Raw genomic sequence first — 15,586 nt, 5'->3', positions numbered from 1 at the left:
CGTCAGGCGACATCTGTCGTACGTCGAGCTACGTAGACCGGCTACGCAGCCGAGGTGATGTCTGCGCACCATCCGGCGCAATAGGCTGCAATCGCGGCGTCCGGCGGCAGCACACAGCCGGCCGGCCCACCCGAGCAAACACCGGCACCCGGCCGATCAGCACCCGTCCCGGAAGGAGCAGCGATGACCGCACCGAGCGACCGCTTCCGGGCGTTGCTGCTCGACATCCCGTTGGGACTGCTGATCGGGGCCATCTCGTTGGCCTTCGCACGAGCAGCTGGCCAGTTCGCGGCGGTGCCCACCGACAACGACCGGCGCTGGCCGCGCTGGGGACCACCCGGCGGCGACGGCGGCGACTTCGGACCGCCGGACTTCGGGCCGGCAACCGGCGGGCCGGGGCTGGGTGAGCCGTACACCGGAGCCGCCCTGATCTGGGCTGGCCTGTTGGTGCTTGGGATCGCCATCCGCCGGCTGCGACCGCGCACCGGGTTTGCGATCACGGTCATCGCGGCGACCGGCTACCTCGGCGTCGGACTGCCGATCGGCCCGGTGGTGATCGGACCGGCAGTTGCCCTGGTCGCGATGGCTAATCGGATGAGCCCGCGTCGCTGGGCGCCCTGGGCGACGCTGCTGGCACCGCTGATCTGGGCCGGCTTCGTCTCCCAACCCGACCTCGGTCTCCTCGACCCGTCGCTCTACACCACCCTGATCCTGCTCGGTGCCGCGATGATCATTCCGGCACTGATCGCCACCCTGCGCCGCAGCCGGATCGATGCCGGCCGGCGGACCAGGGAGCTCGACCTGAGACGAGCGGCCTACCAGGAACGGCTACGGATCGCGCGGGACGTCCATGACTTGATCGGCCACAGCCTGTCGGTGATCAACATGCAGGCCGGCGTCGCACTGTACGTGCTGGACAAGGGCCGCGGATCGGACGCTACCGACACCGGCCGGGAGAAGGTCGAGGAATCCTTGCAGGCCATCAGATCGACCAGCAAGAACGCCTTGGACGAGTTGCGCGCAACGCTGGCCGTGTTCCGCGGCGAGACCGGGGAGCTGCGGGCGCCCGTGGGCGGCCTGGCCCGGCTCCCCGAACTGGTCGACGCCTTCGCCGCCGCCGGCCGGACAGTCAAGTTGATCATGGCCGAACCGGTCGATGGTCTTCCCGGGCCGATCGACTCGGCTGCCTATCGGATCGTCCAGGAGGCGTTGACCAACGTCGCCCGGCACACCCAGCACGCGACCGCCACCGTCACCATCGAACGCCGTCCGACGACTCTGACCATCGACGTCACCGATGACGGCCCACCGGCCCGGATTCCCGCCGATCATGACGGCAACGGCCTGCTCGGAATGGTCGAGCGCGCAGAGTCGGTCGGCGGGACCGTACGAGCCGGTCCCGATCCGGGCGGTGGCTTCGCCGTCCATGCAGAGTTCGGTTTGCAGCCCCCGAGGAGTACGCCATGACGATCACCGTCGCACTCGCCGATGATCAACCGCTGGTCCGGATGGGACTCCGGGTGCTGATGGAGGCCGAGGACGATCTGGAGTTGATCGGCGAGGCCGGCAACGGCCACGAGATCGTCGACCTGGTCAAACGACATCATCCCGACGTCGTGTTGATGGATGTCCGGATGCCCCTGGCCGACGGACTGCAGGCATTGGCGAAGATCAAGTCCGGAGCCGACACCGCGGAGACCAAGGTGGTGATGTTGACCACCTTCGAGCTGGACGAGTACGTGTTCGAGGCGTTGTCCAACGGCGCCAGCGGCTTCTTGATCAAGGACAGTGACCCGGTCGACTTCATCCGGGCGATCAGGATCGCCGCTTCCGGTGAGTCGCTGCTCAGTCCGTCGGTGACCCGGCGGGTGATCGCCTCGTTCACCGGCTCCCGGCCGGCCAGCCACAAGCCGCATCCGCTGCTCGGCGAGCTCACCGAGCGCGAACGGGAGGTGCTCGGCCTGGTCGGCGAGGGCTTGAGCAACGACGAGATCGCCGAGCGGCTGGTGGTCAGCCCGGCCACCGCTCGGACCCATGTCAGCCGGACGATGGTCAAGCTCCAGGCCAGGGATCGCGCCCAATTGGTGGTGTTCGCCTACCAGGCCGGACTGGTCGACTGACGGTGCAGGGCCGTCGTGCGGTGGGGCGCGACCGGGCAGCCCGCGTGGCGATGCCGATTCGGCGTGCATGAGGTGCCGACGAGTGCGAGAATCACCGCACCATGGACGAGCAACTCCCGCACGGCCCCTCGCACATCGACCTGCTCGAGGCCGAGATCGCAGTGATCTGGGGACCGGGACGCCGGACCACCGAGGCACCGCCCTCGGTGGTGATCGGCGACGCCGGCGACGGCGTCGTGATCGAGGCCCGCAACGATCTGGATCCCGCGGTGGTCAGAGAGATCCGATCGATGGCTCAGGACCAACAGCCGTCGGTCGTCGTCGGGTTGGTGCAGGGGCTGCTGCGCAAGGCGCTCGGCCCGCTGGAGATCACCGTCGGGCCCGGCTACGACTGCAGCGCACCGGCCGCACAGCCGGAGCCGTCGGTCGGCCGGCTGATCCGTTCCGACGTACCCGATCCGATGCTGGGCCGGCTGCAGGTGCCACCGACCTGGGACGAACCGGAATGGAGCGAACTGCTCGACGGCCGCCACGGCCCCTGGGCGATGGTCGTCGACGAGGACCGGATGCTGTCGCTGTGTCACTCCGCACGGTTGGCAGCAGCCGGAGTCGAGGCCGGCACCTGGACCGCTGTCGACGCCCGCGGGCACGGACTTGCAGCGGCCGCGACGGCGGCCTGGGCCGACGCCTGCCGTGACCTTCCGGGCCACATCTTCTACAGCACCGACGCCAACAACCTGTCCTCCCAACGGGTGGCCGCCCGGCTGAAGCTGCCCTTGCTGGGCCAGCTCTGGAAGCTCCGCCCCGCCGATGAGGGCGACGGACCGGCCGACGGCCGACTGTCGGTGATCTCCCGCTCCTCCCGCTGACCCGAGCCAAGAACTCGACGGTTTCGGTCGCCGCGTACCGTACTGAGGTATGGCATTTCGTCCTGCAGAGAGCGTTCACACCGCCCCGATCGTGGTCACCGGCCTGATCGGCGGCTACCTGGCGGCCCGGGAGACAGGGATCCGACCGCTCGGCGGCGTCCTGCTCGGTCTCGCCGGTGTCTTCGCCGGCCGGAGCTGGCTGGCCAAGAAGGGCCCGGCCACCACCGCGGCGCTGAGCGCGATCTACGTCGGCGGCTTCGGCCTGAGCCATCCACTGGCCAAGAGGATCGGCGCTTGGCCGGCCGTGCTGAGCGTCACCGCCCTGTCGGCCGGTGCGTCCTGGGCGCTGGTCGACCGGGATTCCTGACCGCCCCCGACCTCGGCATCAGTCCTCGGGACGGATGACAAAAGTCTGTCTGTCTGACCACCAACGTCACTACTGTCGTCGTCATGGCACCGGAGCATCTCTCGGAAGCTGACCGACAACAACGCGGCTATTGGGATGACCACGCCGACAGCTACGACCGCAGCATGGGGTTCATCGAACGGCGGGTGCTGCGCGACAGTCGCGGCTGGGCGTGTGGACAGGCCGAGGGCCGCACGCTCGAGGTCGCCATCGGGACCGGGCTGAACCTGCCGTGGTACCCCGCCGGCGTCGACCTGGTCGGTGTCGAGTTGAGCCCGCGGATGCTCCAGGTCGCTCGGCAGCGCGCCACCGCGCTCGGGTTGTCGGTCGACCTCCGCGAGGGCACCGCGGACGCTCTTGATCTTGCCGACAACAGCTTCGACACCGTGATCTGCACCATCGCCCTGTGCGCCATCCCCGATGATCAACGAGCGGTGCAGGAGATGATCAGAGTGCTGCGACCGGGCGGCAAGTTGATCCTGGTCGACCACGTCAGCTCGTCGCACGGAGGGTTGCGCTTCCTGCAACGGACACTCGAGCTGTGGTCGATCCGGCACGCCGGCGAACACTTCACCCGCCGGCCGATCAAGCACCTGTACGCCGCCGGCCTGCACATCGACCACCAGGACCGCTACCTGGCCGGCATCATCGAGCGGGTGGTCGCCAGCAAGCCGAACTGGTAGCCGTACAAGATCATTTTCGTCGGTGAACCGCCGGCCCGACGCCCGCAGACCGTTACGACGCGGACAGCTGGGACGGCGGCAGGTAGGACACGATGTCGTCGCGGAGCTGCTGGTGCTGCGGGCCGAGTGCAGTGGTCGTGTCGGACCACCGCTGCTTCGGATGCAGCCAGACCGGGCCATTGACGAGGTCGGCGGGTTCCCAGTCGTACCGCGGCCAGACATGGGCATGCAGGAACGGGTCGATGTTGCCGAGGATCTCCAGATTCACCCGGCGGAACTGCGGATCGCGGGCCCGGCAGGCCTGCTCGACGGCCTCACCGAGCGCATCCATGTCGGCAAGGAATCGGGTCCGATCGGCGCGCGGCAGGTCGCTCAGCCGCTCGATGCCGGGCCGGTCGACGAGAGCGACGGAGTAACCCGGTAGGAACTGGACGTCGCCGATCACGGCGAAGCTGGCCGTCATCCGCGCCATCACCGCGGGATTCTCACCGCGGCGTGCGCTGCCGATCCGATCTCGTTGCCAATCCTGCACACCGGCAACGTAACGTAGCCCGGGTCGCAGGTCGACGGCCCACGCCGGGCCAGCCGAACCGGCCGCGGTCTCCTATGCTCGACCGAGCCGACCGTCGAAGGAGCGTTCCGTGGACACCAGCGAATCCGACCGACCACCCCGTTTCAGACGGGTCGTGCTCAAGCTCAGTGGTGAAGCGCTCGCCGGTGACAATGGCTGGGGTGTGGACCCGCAGGCACTGGATCAGATGGCCGAGCAGATCCTTCAGGTGCATCGGCTCGGAGTCCAGATCGGCGTCGTCGTCGGCGGCGGCAACTATTTCCGCGGACGGATGGCCGACAGCTGGGGGATCGGCCGCGCCGAGGCCGACAACATCGGCATGCTCGGCACCGTGATGAACGCGCTGATGCTGCGTGGATCCCTGACCGGCAAGGACGACGGCGACATCCGGGTGATGACCGCAGTGCCGATGCAGAGCGTGGCCGAGCCGTTCATCCGGCTGCGGGCGATGAGCCACCTGGAGCGCGGTGCGATCGTGCTGCTGGCCGGCGGCATCGGCCAGCCGTACGTGACAACCGACTATCCATCGGTGCAGCGCGCCCTGGAACTCGATGCGGATGCGTTGTTGGTGGCCAAACGTGGTGTCGACGGCGTCTACGACAAGGATCCCAACGTGCACAGCGACGCCTCCCGCTATCGCCGGCTCACCTACACCGAAGCCATCAGCAAGGGGCTGCGGATCATGGACACCAACGCCTTCGTGCTGGCCGAGGAGCAACGGCTGGTGATGCACGTCTTCGACGTCGCCGGCGACGGACTGATGCGCGACTCCTGCCTCGGCCACGACGTCGGCACCACGATCACGTCCGGCTGACCGGATCCGCCCGTCGCTTCAGGCATTGGCGCGGAGCACCGACGCCGCGTGATCATGGAGCGCCCGGCGCAGGAAGATCGGCCGGACCACCTCGACCCCCGGGACACCGATCAGCATCGCGACCGCGATCGGTGTCTCCTCTACGCCGAGGTGTACCTCGAGTCGATCATGGTCGACCGGCCGAGCCGTCTCCACTGCCGCGATGGTGGCCGGGCCGGGAACGCTGTGTTGTAAGGCGATCGCCGCTCCGCGGGGGATCCGGATCACGGCATCGATCACCCGGATCATTCGGTCGATCTCGGTGCCGGCGTTCTCCCAGTAGCTGCCGAGCTGAAACCCCGCCGGGCGTACCGCCGGCTCGGTGCGCAGTGTCACCGAGCCGATCCGATCGACCCGATAGGTGCGTGGCTGTCGCCGATGAGCCGCAACCAGGTACCAGACGCCGGCCTTGACCACCAGACCCAGCGGATCGACCAGTCGGCGAGCCGAACGCTTCCCGTAGCGGAGGTCGATCCGGACACCGCGCCAGACCGCGTCGGCCAGCTCCGGCAGGGTGGTCGGCGTGGGTGCGTCGTCGAACCAGCGCCGCTGATCGGCCAGGAATCGCTCGCTGATCAGATCGATCTGGGACTGGACCGAGCTGGGCAGACCGGAGCGGACCTTGGACCGGGCCGTCGCCAGCACCGAGGCCAGTCCGAGGTCGGCGCCGGCCTGGCCGAGCAGCAGGGCCTGGGCCTCGTCGCCGGTCATCCCGTCGATCGGCGACCGCCACCCCTCGATCAGCCGGACCCCGCCACCGGGGCCGGCCGCCGTCCAGAGCGGCACTCCGGCGTCCTGCAGCGCAGCAAGATCCCGGTAGATCGTCCGCACCGAGACGCCGAGCTCGGCGGCCAACCGAGGTGCCGTGCTGTGCCCGCGCCGTTGGATCGCCATCAACAGCGCGAGCAGTCGAGAGCTCCGCATGTCGGTCAGCGTATTCTGCAAACGTGACAGGTTCTGTCAGTGACCGGCCGGCAAGGTTGTGCCATGAACAGCACAGCAGCAGACAATCCCGACCGGAAGCCGCTCACCGGCAGGGTCGCCCTGGTGGCCGGGGCGACCCGAGGGGCCGGCCGCGGCATCGCCGTCGCCCTCGGTGCGGCGGGCGCCACGGTCTACTGCACCGGGCGCAGCACCCGCACCGACGGCCCGTCGGAGTTCGGCCGGTCCGAGGTCATCGAGGACACCGCGCAGGCGGTGACCGACGCCGGCGGCATCGGCATCTGGCGGCGGGTCGACCACTCCGACCCCGAGCAGGTCGAGCACCTGGTCGCGTCGATCGATGCCGACCATGGACGACTCGACATCCTGATCAATGACGTCGGCGGCGAACACCTGCATATCGGGCACTGGGATCAGCCCGTCTGGGAGCACGACCTGCAGGCGGGGTTGAAGATTCTGCACGGGATGCTCGAGACCCATCTGATCACCAGCCACTACGCGCTCGGCCTGGTGCAACAGCAGCCCGGCGGATTGTTGGTCGAGCTGACCGACGGTCACAACGCCTACAACGAGAGTCGCTATCGGATCTCGGCGTTCTTCGACCTCGCGAAGACCGGTCTGAATCGGCTGGCCTTCTCCCAGGGGCACGAGCTCGCGGCGCGCGGTGGCACGGCGGTCGCGATCACGCCCGGGTGGCTGCGGTCGGAGGCGATGTTGGATGCCTTCGGGGTGACCGAGGACAACTGGATGCAGGCCTCGGCCGATTCCACGGGTGCCGAGGGCGAGCCGCCGCCCTCGTTCGTGATCTCGGAGTCACCCGCCTTCGTCGGACGAGCGATCGCAGCCCTGGCTGCCGATCCGGATCGGGCGCAGTGGAACCAACGGTCGGTGACCTCGTTCGACCTGGCCGATCATTACGGCGTCGACGACGTCGACGGCTCCCGGCCGGACGCCTGGCGGTTCATGATCGACAGCGAGGGAGCAGCCACACCGCCGGACGTCAGCAACTACCGCTGATTCGGTCCGGCGGTCACCCGGGCGGCCAGCTTGTGGGCGGCCTCGAGGCCCTGGCTGGTCGCCCGGACCGCGTTCAGCCCGGCGGTGTCCGCGGCACCGCCGATCACCTCGTACGGGATGCCGAGCGGGTCGATCAGCTTGATCAGCCGATCGTTCGGCTGTTGGCCGGCGGCGATGATCACGGTGTCGGCTTCGATCAGCTTCGGCCCGTCGTCGGTGTCGATCTGCACACCGTGCTCGGTGACGGATCGGTAGGCCACGCCGGTGATCATGGTTACCCCGTGGTGTCGAATCGCGCCGACGACCGCCCAGCGGGTCGTGATCCCCATCCCGGAGCCGATCTTGCCGGTGCGTCTCATCAGGGTGACCGTGCGGTCGGATTCGGACGTGACAGCCACACCGCCCAGCCCCCATTCGGCACCGAACGCCGCCTGTTCTGCAGCAAGATCATCGGACTCGGCCCCGGCCAGCAGCAGGTGCGCCAGGTCGACAGCGATCCCGCCGCCGCCGATGATCGCGACCCGTCGTCCGATCGCCGTCGGATCGGCAAAGGCCTGCTGGTAGTCGAGCACGCTTGCACCGTCGATCCCCGGCAGGTCGAGGCGTCGGGGCTCGACCCCGGTGGCCAGCACGATCCCGTGGTAGCCGGACAGTTGCTCTGTGGCGCTGATCGGCGACCGCAGCCGGACGTCGACGCCGAGCTCGTCAAGGATCTTGGTGTAGTAGCGGATCGTCTCGCCGAAGTCCCGTTTGCCCGGCACCTGCCTGGCCATCCGGAACTGCCCGCCGAGCTCGTCCTCCGCCTCATGGAGGGTCACCCGATGTCCCAGCGTGGCAAGGGATCGGGCGGCCTCGAGGCCGGCCGGTCCGGCACCGATCACCGCTATCCGGAGTGCCGAGTCGTCCGCCCCTTCGACAGGCTCAGGGGGCTTCTCAGGGAAGTCCAGTTCGCGGCCGGCGCGGGGGTTGACCAGACAGGAGACCTCGGCATCGCCGATCGACCGGTCGATACAGGCCTCGTTGCAGGCGATGCAGGTATTCACCAGGTCGAGTCGCCGGGTCCGGGACGTGGCGACGATCCGCGGGTCGGCCAGGAATGGCCGGGCCATCGAGATGAAGTCGATCGCCGTGTCGTTCAGGATCTGCTCGGCGTGATCGACGTGATTGATCCGGTTCGAGGCGATCACCGGCACGTCGACGCCGGCGTCGTGGACGGCGTCCTTGATCGACTCCGCATACGGCACCCAGACGCCTTGCGGGACCAGGGTCTGGACGGTGGGCACTCTGGCCTCGTGCCAACCGACCCCGACGTTGATCGCGTCGACACCGCCGCGGGCCAGAGCTACGGCGTAGTCGGCGATCTCGGCGGGTGTGCTGGAGTCGGGGACCAGGTCGGCGCCGGAGATCCGGAAGATCACCGGCAAGGAGCAGGCGTCCTTGATCATCCGCAGCAACTGCAGACCGAACGCCTGCCGTCGCCGGGCATCGCCACCCCAGTCATCGTCCCGCTGGTTGGTCACCGGCGACAGGAACTGGTTGACCAGGTAGCCCTCGGAGGCCATCACCTCGACGGCGTCGAAACCGAGCTCGGCCGATACTCGGGCGGCATCGGCGAAGTCCTGCAGGGTCTGCCGGATCCCGTCCTCGGTCAGCTCGGTCGGTGTGCTGCGGGAGAAGCTGCTGTAGACCGGCGATGGCGCGACCGGCGGCAGCCCGAAGGACGTCTCAAAGGCGTACCGTCCGGCGTGGAAGAGTTGCGCGGCGATCTTGCCGCCTTCGGCGTGCACCGCCTCGATCGACGGTCGGAGCGCCTGCTGGCCGGACGGCTCGTTGATCAACGCGTACATCCGTCCGCCGGCACCGACCCGGCTGACGGCCAGCCCGCCGGTGACGATCAGCGAAGCGCCACCCCGGGCCCGCTCCGCATAGAAGGCTGCCAATGCAGCCCCCTGATCGTCGCGCCCCTCCAGGTTGAGGTGCATCGACCCCATGATCAGCCGATGCTCGAGTTCCAGGGTTCCGATCCGGCCCGGCCTCCACACCTTCATGATCAACGCGACCCGATGATCAACGGGTCGGCCGCTCGGGCAGCGTCAGCGGAGCTTCCACGTCGGCGAAGAACGGTGGTGCGACGATGCTCAGTCCGCCGTCCACGATCAACGTCTGCCCGGTGATGTACTCGGCGGCCGGCGAGAGCAGGAAGGCGCAGCTGTCGGCGACTTCCTGGACCGTTCCCGGGCGCTTCTTCGGGATCCGGTCCAGCACGGACTGCATCGGCGCCATCCCCGGCACGTTGTAGAAGAACTCCAGCGAGTCGGAGTCGATCAGCCCGCCGTTCACCGCGTTCACGTTGATCCCGTACGGCGCGAACTCCAGCGCCATGTACCGCACCCAGGCCTCGACCGCGGCCTTCATCGCACCCAACGTCGCGTAGGTCGGGTAGGCGCTGTGACTGCCGTATGAGGTCAGGGTCAGGATCCGGCCGCCGTTGTCCATCAGCTTGATCGCCTGCTGGGCTCCGAGCACGAAGGACCGCATGTTCATCGCGTACGAGCGATCCAGGTGGTGCGGCTTGAGGTCGACGATGTTCTTGAACGCGCTCGCCGCAGCGTTGGCGACGAAATAGTCCAGCCGGCCGTACTCCTCGGCGACGGCATCGAAGAGCGCAGTGGTGCCCTCCTCGGTCTCGACGTCGGCCTGCACCGCGACCGCCCTGCCGCCGGCAGCCTCGACCTCGGTGACCACCTCGGCGGCGAGTTCGGCGTTCTTCTTGTAGTTGACGACGATCGCGCAACCGTCCTTGGCCAGTGTCAGGGCCAATGTGCGACCGATGCCCCGGGATGCCCCGGTGATCAACGCGATCTTGTCCTCGTGCAGCTTGCTCATCTATCCCTCACGGTCAGGGCCCTGAGCTTGTCGAAGCGCTGGGATGCTGACCTTCTCCGAGCTCGGGGCCTTGGATGCGGCTCACGGTCCTTCGACAGGCTCAGGACCCTTTGGATTTCTGTAGTTCACGGAAGACGACCATCTTCTGGATCTCGTTGGTGCCCTCCTCGAAGCGTTGGGCCCGGGCATCACGGTAGACCCGCTCGATGGTGCTGGTTTTCCAGTAGCCGAGGCCTCCGTGGATCTGCAGCGCGTTGTCGGTGACCCGTCCGAGCATGCTGACTGCGGTCATCTTGGCCATCGACGACAGCTGCTGGGCCCGCGGGCTGCCGGCCTCCCACTCCCGGGCCGCATGCAAGATCAGTTGCTTGGCCGCCTCGATGTCGGCCTCGTTCTCGGCGAGCAGGAACTGGATCGCCTGCCGGGAGGTCAGCGGTTGTGAGAAGGTCACCCGCTGTGTTGCGTACTCGTAGGCCAGTTCCTGGGCTCGCTGCGCGAGACCGACACAGCTCATCGCCACCGACACTCGGGACGGCAACAGGAAGCCGCCGAGCGCGACGGCCAGCCCGTCACCTTCGGCGCCGAGCCGGTTGGCCACCGGCACCGGCGCGCGGTCGAAGATCATGTGGGCGTGATCGGTCCCGGTCACCCCCATCGTCTGCGAGGTGTCCAGTACGGTTGCTCCGGTGACGTCGCGCGGCACCATCAGCGCCACCGTTCCCTGGTGTCCGGTGGATCCGGCGAGCCGGGCGGCCAGCAGCCAGTAGTCGCAGCGCACGCCGAACGTGATCAGGTGCTTCTCACCGGAGAGGTAGTAGGTGTCGCCGTCCCGCTCGACGGAACAGGTGATGTCGGCACCGGTGCCGTTGCCGGGCTCGGTGAGCGCAAAGGCGACCTTCTTGTGCCCCGCCACCGACGGCCGGACGAATTCGTCGACCTGGGCCTCGGTCGCAAACGGATCCATCGCCCGCCAGGTTCCGTTGACGACGTGCACGATCATCCGGACCGAGGCGTGGCTGCGGGAGAAGATCTCCATCAGGCCCAGCCATTGCTCGAAGCTCAATCCCCTGCCACCAAGGCGTCGGGGCGCGGCCATCGAGAGGTAGCCGCGTTCGCGCAGCTCGGTCCACAGTTCTTCCGGCACCTCGCCGGTGGCCTCGATCCGATCCGCCCACTCCTCGCCGGGGCCGACCACCCATTCGGTCACCTCGGCGACCAGTTTGTCGTAGCTGCCGGGCTCGACGGCTGACGACGACTCCGGTCCTTCGACAAGCTCAGGACCCTGATCGGCGCGACCCTGTGTGGTCACCGACTCACTTCCCTTCGACACGTTGGGGGCGTACCTGGATCGCCCGCTCCCGGAGGAGGAACTTCTGGATCTTACCGGCGGCGTTCCGGGGCAGGACGTCGATCCGCTCCAACGCCTCCGGCCAGTAGTACTTGGCCACCTGATGATCATCGAGGTAGTTGATCATGTCGGCGAAGGACAGCGAGGCGCCCGGCTTGTTCACCACGAAGGCACACGCCCGCTCACCGAGCCGTTCGTCCGGCATCGCTACCACGGCGACGTCATCGACAGCCGGGTGATCGTAGAGCAGGTTCTCGATCTCGGCGACCGGCACCTTCTCCCCGCCGCGGTTGATCACGTCCTTGACCCGGCCGGTGATCCGGATGAACCCGGAGTCGTCGATCACCCCGAGGTCGCCGGTCTTGTACCAGCCGTCGTCGGTGAACACCTCGGCAGTCAGGTCCGGCCGGTCGAGGTAACCCTCGAAATAGGTCGGCGAGTTGATCTCGAAGTTGCCCTCGGCGCCGGCCGGCAGCACCCGCCCGTCGTCGTCGGTGATCCGCAACTGGATCCCTTCCAGGGCACGGCCATCGGTGCCCCAGACCTTGACCGGCTCATCGGTCGGAGCGCTGAGCGCGCCGAGGCAGGTCTCGGTGGTGCCGAACGCCCCACAGACCGCCGTACCCAATACCCGGGTCGCCCGCTCGGCCAACCCGCGGGGCACGGCGGCGCCCGTGGCGACGAAGATCCGCAGCTTGGGCGGCGCTTCGGCGCCGGCTTCGACGGCCTTGACCAGGTCGGCCAGGAACGGGGTCGCCGCCTGGACGAAGCTTCCGCCGCCGTCGGTCAGTGCCTGCAACGCCCGGCGTGGATCCCAGACCGCCTGGATGATCTGCGGGACACCGAGTTCCATCGCCAGCCACATCCCGTACAGGAAGCCGGTCTGATGGGCCAACGGCGACGGGATGTAGACCGCCTCGTCGGCGTTCAGCCCGAGGTGCCGGATCTCCATCGAGGCGGCTCGGGAGAGGGTACCCGCGGTCATCAGCGAACCCTTCGGCTCGCCGGTGGTGCCGGAGGTGAAGAGCAGCTGCGCGGTCTGCTCCGGGCCGGGCTTGCGGGCTGCGATCCCGGCATGATCGACATCGCCGGCCAGCAGTTCGTTCCAGTCGTGCCAGGCGACCGCCCCGGGCGCCCAGTCGCCGCCGCCGTTGACGTCGCCGGGCAGCACCACGACGTGCTCCAGTGTGTCGGGCGCATCGTCACTGTCGTTCATGATGCCGGCGATCTCACTGGCGTGCTCGCGACCACGGAAGGTGTCGGGGACGAACAACACTCGAGCCTTGGCACGGCGCAGCATGAAGGCGATCTCCCGTTCCCGGAAGATCGGCATCAGCGGGCAGCAGACGGCACCGATCCGCATCGTCGCCAACGCGATGATCACGAACTCGGTCCAGTTGGGAAGCTGCAGCGCCACCGGTTCGCCGGGCTGGACGCCGAGCTCGAGCAATCGGGTGGCGATCACGTCGACCCGACGGTTCAGCTCGGCCCAGGTGATCTTGGTGGTGCCCCGCGGCCGGGCGTCCAGCACCGCGACATCGCCGGGACGTTCGGTGGCCCAGCGGCGCAGCCAGTCCGACAGCGTCGTGCCGCCTGCCAGATCGGGACGAGCCGCTTCGGCCGGTAGCGGCCGCGCGACCCGGGCTTCCGCGCTCGGCTTGCCTCCCTCGACCGACATCGACAGCCCGAAGCCGTTCATCGCCTCCAGGTAGGTCGGATAGGAGATCCGGTAGGCGTTGGGGTAGGTCAGGGTCGAGTTGCCGCGCGCCGCCGACGCAGCCACGGCCAGCGACATCAGCACCCGATGATCGTTGAACGAGGACAGCTTGGCGCCGGTCAGGCCGCCGACGCCGCGGACCCGGAGGATGTCCCCGTCAAGATCAAGATCGCCACCCATCTGATTGAGCTGCAGCATCGCCGAGACCCGGTCCGATTCCTTCAGCCGGACATGGGCGATGTTGGAGAAGGTGGTCTCGCCGTCGGCGAAGGATCCCATCACCGACAGGATCGGCAGCATGTCCGGGATGCCTCGACAGTCGATCTTGGTCGGCTTCAGCCGGATGCCGTCGTGCTGGATCCGGACGCCCCCGTCGGCGAGTTCCATCGGGACGCCCATCTCGCGGGCGATGTCGAGGAAATGCACCTCGGGATGGTCCGCGGCACCGCCGGACAGTTGGTGGATGCCGCGGAGCAGGATGTCGGAGGGATGGATCGTTGCAGCGGCGATCCCGAAGGCTGCCGAACCGATGTCGGGTGGCAGCGCGAGGTCACACGGCACGGCCTGTTGGTCAGGTTCGATCTCGAAGCGCCGCCAGTCCGCGCTGACTCCGACGGTCAGTCCGAACTGCTTCATCATCTCCACGGTCAGCTCGATGTAGGGCTGCTCGTTGAGCTCGCCCTCGACCTCGATGACGGTCTTCCCGGTGGCGAACGGGGCCAGCAGGATCAGACCGGAGATCCATTGCGAGAGCGTCCCGGCGATGGTCACGTGGCCGCCGGTCGGCCGCTTCGCGGCGACGCTGATCGGTGGGCAGTCGTCGGCGGACTCCAGCTGGACGCCCATCTGCTCCAGTGATCGCAGCAGCGGCCCGACCGGTCGCCGTTGGAAGTACTTCTGCCCGGTGACGACGACCGGCGTCTGTGCCAGCGATGCCAGCCCGATCATGAAATAGAGCGTGGTCCCGGAGCTTCCCGCCGAGACGCTGTCCCGGATCGGCCGGTACGGGCCGCCGTGCACGACGAAGGTGTCACCGTCGATGTCGATCTTGGTTCCGAGCCCGCGCAGCAGACCGACGGTGTACTGGACATGCCGGGCATCGGACAGTCCGGTGATCCTGCTGACCCCCGGTGCGAGCGACGCGAGGATCAAGGCACGATGAGCATGGTATTTGGAGTTGGGCACCAGAGCTTCGCCGGTGATCCGGTGATCGGTGCCTGAAACGAGCAGATGCATGAGAGTGACTCCCGTCCTCCTCGTAGGGCCAGGATGGCCGCCTGGCGCTTTTAGCGAACGACCGTACGCTAATCATCTCGAGTGAGATTACGCCTCCGATTCGACGACGTCACGGAGGGGTCGGTCACAGGCGGCCCTGAGCTCGGTCTCCCGCCGTGCACGGGCGGACCGACGAGGAGCGGTGGACGGCGGTCAGGACAGCCGGTGATGCATCCAGACGTTCGGCTCGACGTAGACGACATGATCATGATCGCGATCGACATGGACCGGCGTCAGGGCCCCGGGTACCTCGACCTCACCGGAGGCCGCGAACGGCAGCCCGGTCCATGATCGCCATTGCTCGACGGTGCCGGGAATGATCATCGACAGCGGGCAGATCCTGACGATGTCGGCACCGAGCCGGACGTGCACCCGCAGCCAGGCGTCGGCGGGTAGTCCGTCGGGTCGGCGACGCGCCACATACTCCGCCATCGGTGTCCGCGGCTCGACCGACTTCTGACTCGGTCGGACCGGGCCGACCAGATGGCGATACCCCAGGCCGGAGGCCCGTTCCCTGACGGCCTGCAACAGCTGGGAGCTGAGCCCTCTGCCGTTGTGGGCCGGATCGATCATCGCTTCGATCAGCGAGACGGCCGGTGTCGGCTCGGCGAGCCCGAGAGCACCCTCCATGGCCGCGTCCCAGCCCCGGTCGGGGAGCGCGTCGGCGCCCTGCCACGGAATCGGGACCGCATGCAGTCGGCCGATCGGCGTACCGTTGCTGTCGAGGATCAGGAACTGCAGCTCGGGGAAGTTCCGCAGCAACGGCCCGAAGCAGCGAGCAGCGACCGGCGACTGCTGCATGAAGGCCGGCCAGTTGTTGGGGATCTCGCCGAAACTGCCCGCGAGGTCGGGGCGATCGGTGAGCGAAACGATCTGCATCTGGCCATTATCGAGACCGT

The 15,586-nt window shown here is 68.0% G+C and carries 14 protein-coding genes; 7 read left to right on the top strand and 7 right to left on the bottom strand.

Annotated elements, in window-relative coordinates; translation table 11 throughout:
* The first annotated feature begins 183 nt into the window (after positions 1 to 183).
* The 5 genes from BLU38_RS15850 (at position 184) to BLU38_RS15830 (ending at position 4,078) form a co-directional block, all read left to right on the top strand.
* Entirely contained in the window at positions 184 to 1,467 is a 1,284-nt protein-coding gene (locus BLU38_RS15850; protein WP_091526324.1) for a sensor histidine kinase, read from the top strand.
* Positions 1,464 to 2,120, top strand: coding sequence for a response regulator (locus BLU38_RS15845; RefSeq protein ID WP_091526322.1), 657 nt, complete (start codon positions 1,464 to 1,466; stop codon positions 2,118 to 2,120). The genes BLU38_RS15850 and BLU38_RS15845 overlap by 4 nt, the downstream gene beginning before the upstream one ends.
* Positions 2,121 to 2,221: 101 nt before the next feature.
* The gene (locus BLU38_RS15840; protein ID WP_091526320.1) at positions 2,222 to 2,989 is read left to right on the top strand and encodes a GNAT family N-acetyltransferase; all 768 of its coding nucleotides are present in this window, start codon (positions 2,222 to 2,224) and stop codon (positions 2,987 to 2,989) included.
* A gap of 49 nt (positions 2,990 to 3,038) precedes the next feature.
* A complete protein-coding gene (locus BLU38_RS15835) occupies positions 3,039 to 3,356 on the top strand; it encodes a hypothetical protein (RefSeq protein ID WP_091526318.1) in 318 nt (105 codons plus the stop codon).
* Between the two features lie 83 nt (positions 3,357 to 3,439).
* Positions 3,440 to 4,078, top strand: coding sequence for a class I SAM-dependent methyltransferase (locus tag BLU38_RS15830; protein WP_091526316.1), 639 nt, complete (start codon positions 3,440 to 3,442; stop codon positions 4,076 to 4,078).
* A 52-nt stretch (positions 4,079 to 4,130) separates the two neighbouring features.
* On the opposite strand, the gene BLU38_RS15825 is transcribed toward BLU38_RS15830, so the two are convergent.
* The gene (locus BLU38_RS15825) at positions 4,131 to 4,610 is read right to left on the bottom strand and encodes an HIT family protein (RefSeq protein WP_091526314.1); all 480 of its coding nucleotides are present in this window, start codon (positions 4,608 to 4,610) and stop codon (positions 4,131 to 4,133) included.
* Between the two features lie 109 nt (positions 4,611 to 4,719).
* Between BLU38_RS15825 and pyrH the strand changes: the two genes are divergently transcribed.
* The gene (gene pyrH / locus BLU38_RS15820; protein WP_091526312.1) at positions 4,720 to 5,463 is read left to right on the top strand and encodes a UMP kinase; all 744 of its coding nucleotides are present in this window, start codon (positions 4,720 to 4,722) and stop codon (positions 5,461 to 5,463) included.
* A gap of 18 nt (positions 5,464 to 5,481) precedes the next feature.
* On the opposite strand, the gene BLU38_RS15815 is transcribed toward pyrH, so the two are convergent.
* Entirely contained in the window at positions 5,482 to 6,426 is a 945-nt protein-coding gene (locus tag BLU38_RS15815) for a helix-turn-helix transcriptional regulator (RefSeq protein ID WP_091526310.1), read from the bottom strand.
* Positions 6,427 to 6,489: 63 nt separating this feature from the next.
* Here BLU38_RS15815 and BLU38_RS15810 point away from each other — a divergent pair, with 63 nt between their 5' ends.
* Positions 6,490 to 7,461, top strand: a complete 972-nt coding sequence (locus BLU38_RS15810) for an SDR family oxidoreductase (RefSeq protein ID WP_091526308.1) — start codon at positions 6,490 to 6,492, stop codon at positions 7,459 to 7,461.
* Here the strand turns inward: BLU38_RS15810 and BLU38_RS15805 are convergent.
* The 5 genes from BLU38_RS15805 to BLU38_RS15785 all read right to left on the bottom strand — a co-directional run bounded on the left by BLU38_RS15805 (position 7,452) and on the right by BLU38_RS15785 (position 15,566).
* Positions 7,452 to 9,509 carry an oxidoreductase gene (locus BLU38_RS15805; protein WP_197679737.1) on the bottom strand — a complete coding sequence of 686 codons (2,058 nt, stop codon included), beginning with the start codon at positions 9,507 to 9,509 and terminating at the stop codon, positions 7,452 to 7,454. The two genes, BLU38_RS15810 and BLU38_RS15805, sit on opposite strands and share 10 nt — an antisense overlap.
* A gap of 19 nt (positions 9,510 to 9,528) precedes the next feature.
* Entirely contained in the window at positions 9,529 to 10,347 is an 819-nt protein-coding gene (gene chcA, locus BLU38_RS15800) for a 1-cyclohexenylcarbonyl-CoA reductase (RefSeq protein WP_091526304.1), read from the bottom strand.
* 100 nt (positions 10,348 to 10,447) lie between these two features.
* Positions 10,448 to 11,656, bottom strand: coding sequence for an acyl-CoA dehydrogenase family protein (locus BLU38_RS15795; protein ID WP_197679736.1), 1,209 nt, complete (start codon positions 11,654 to 11,656; stop codon positions 10,448 to 10,450).
* 4 nt (positions 11,657 to 11,660) lie between these two features.
* A complete protein-coding gene (gene aroA / locus BLU38_RS15790) occupies positions 11,661 to 14,648 on the bottom strand; it encodes a 3-phosphoshikimate 1-carboxyvinyltransferase (RefSeq protein ID WP_091526302.1) in 2,988 nt (995 codons plus the stop codon).
* 192 nt (positions 14,649 to 14,840) lie between these two features.
* A complete protein-coding gene (locus BLU38_RS15785) occupies positions 14,841 to 15,566 on the bottom strand; it encodes a GNAT family N-acetyltransferase (RefSeq protein ID WP_091526300.1) in 726 nt (241 codons plus the stop codon).
* Positions 15,567 to 15,586 lie beyond the last annotated feature (20 nt).

Origin of the sequence: Microlunatus soli (assembly GCF_900105385.1) — a bacterium.
GTDB lineage: Bacteria > Actinomycetota > Actinomycetes > Propionibacteriales > Propionibacteriaceae > Microlunatus > Microlunatus soli.
This window is presented reverse-complemented; position numbering and strand designations above follow the sequence as displayed.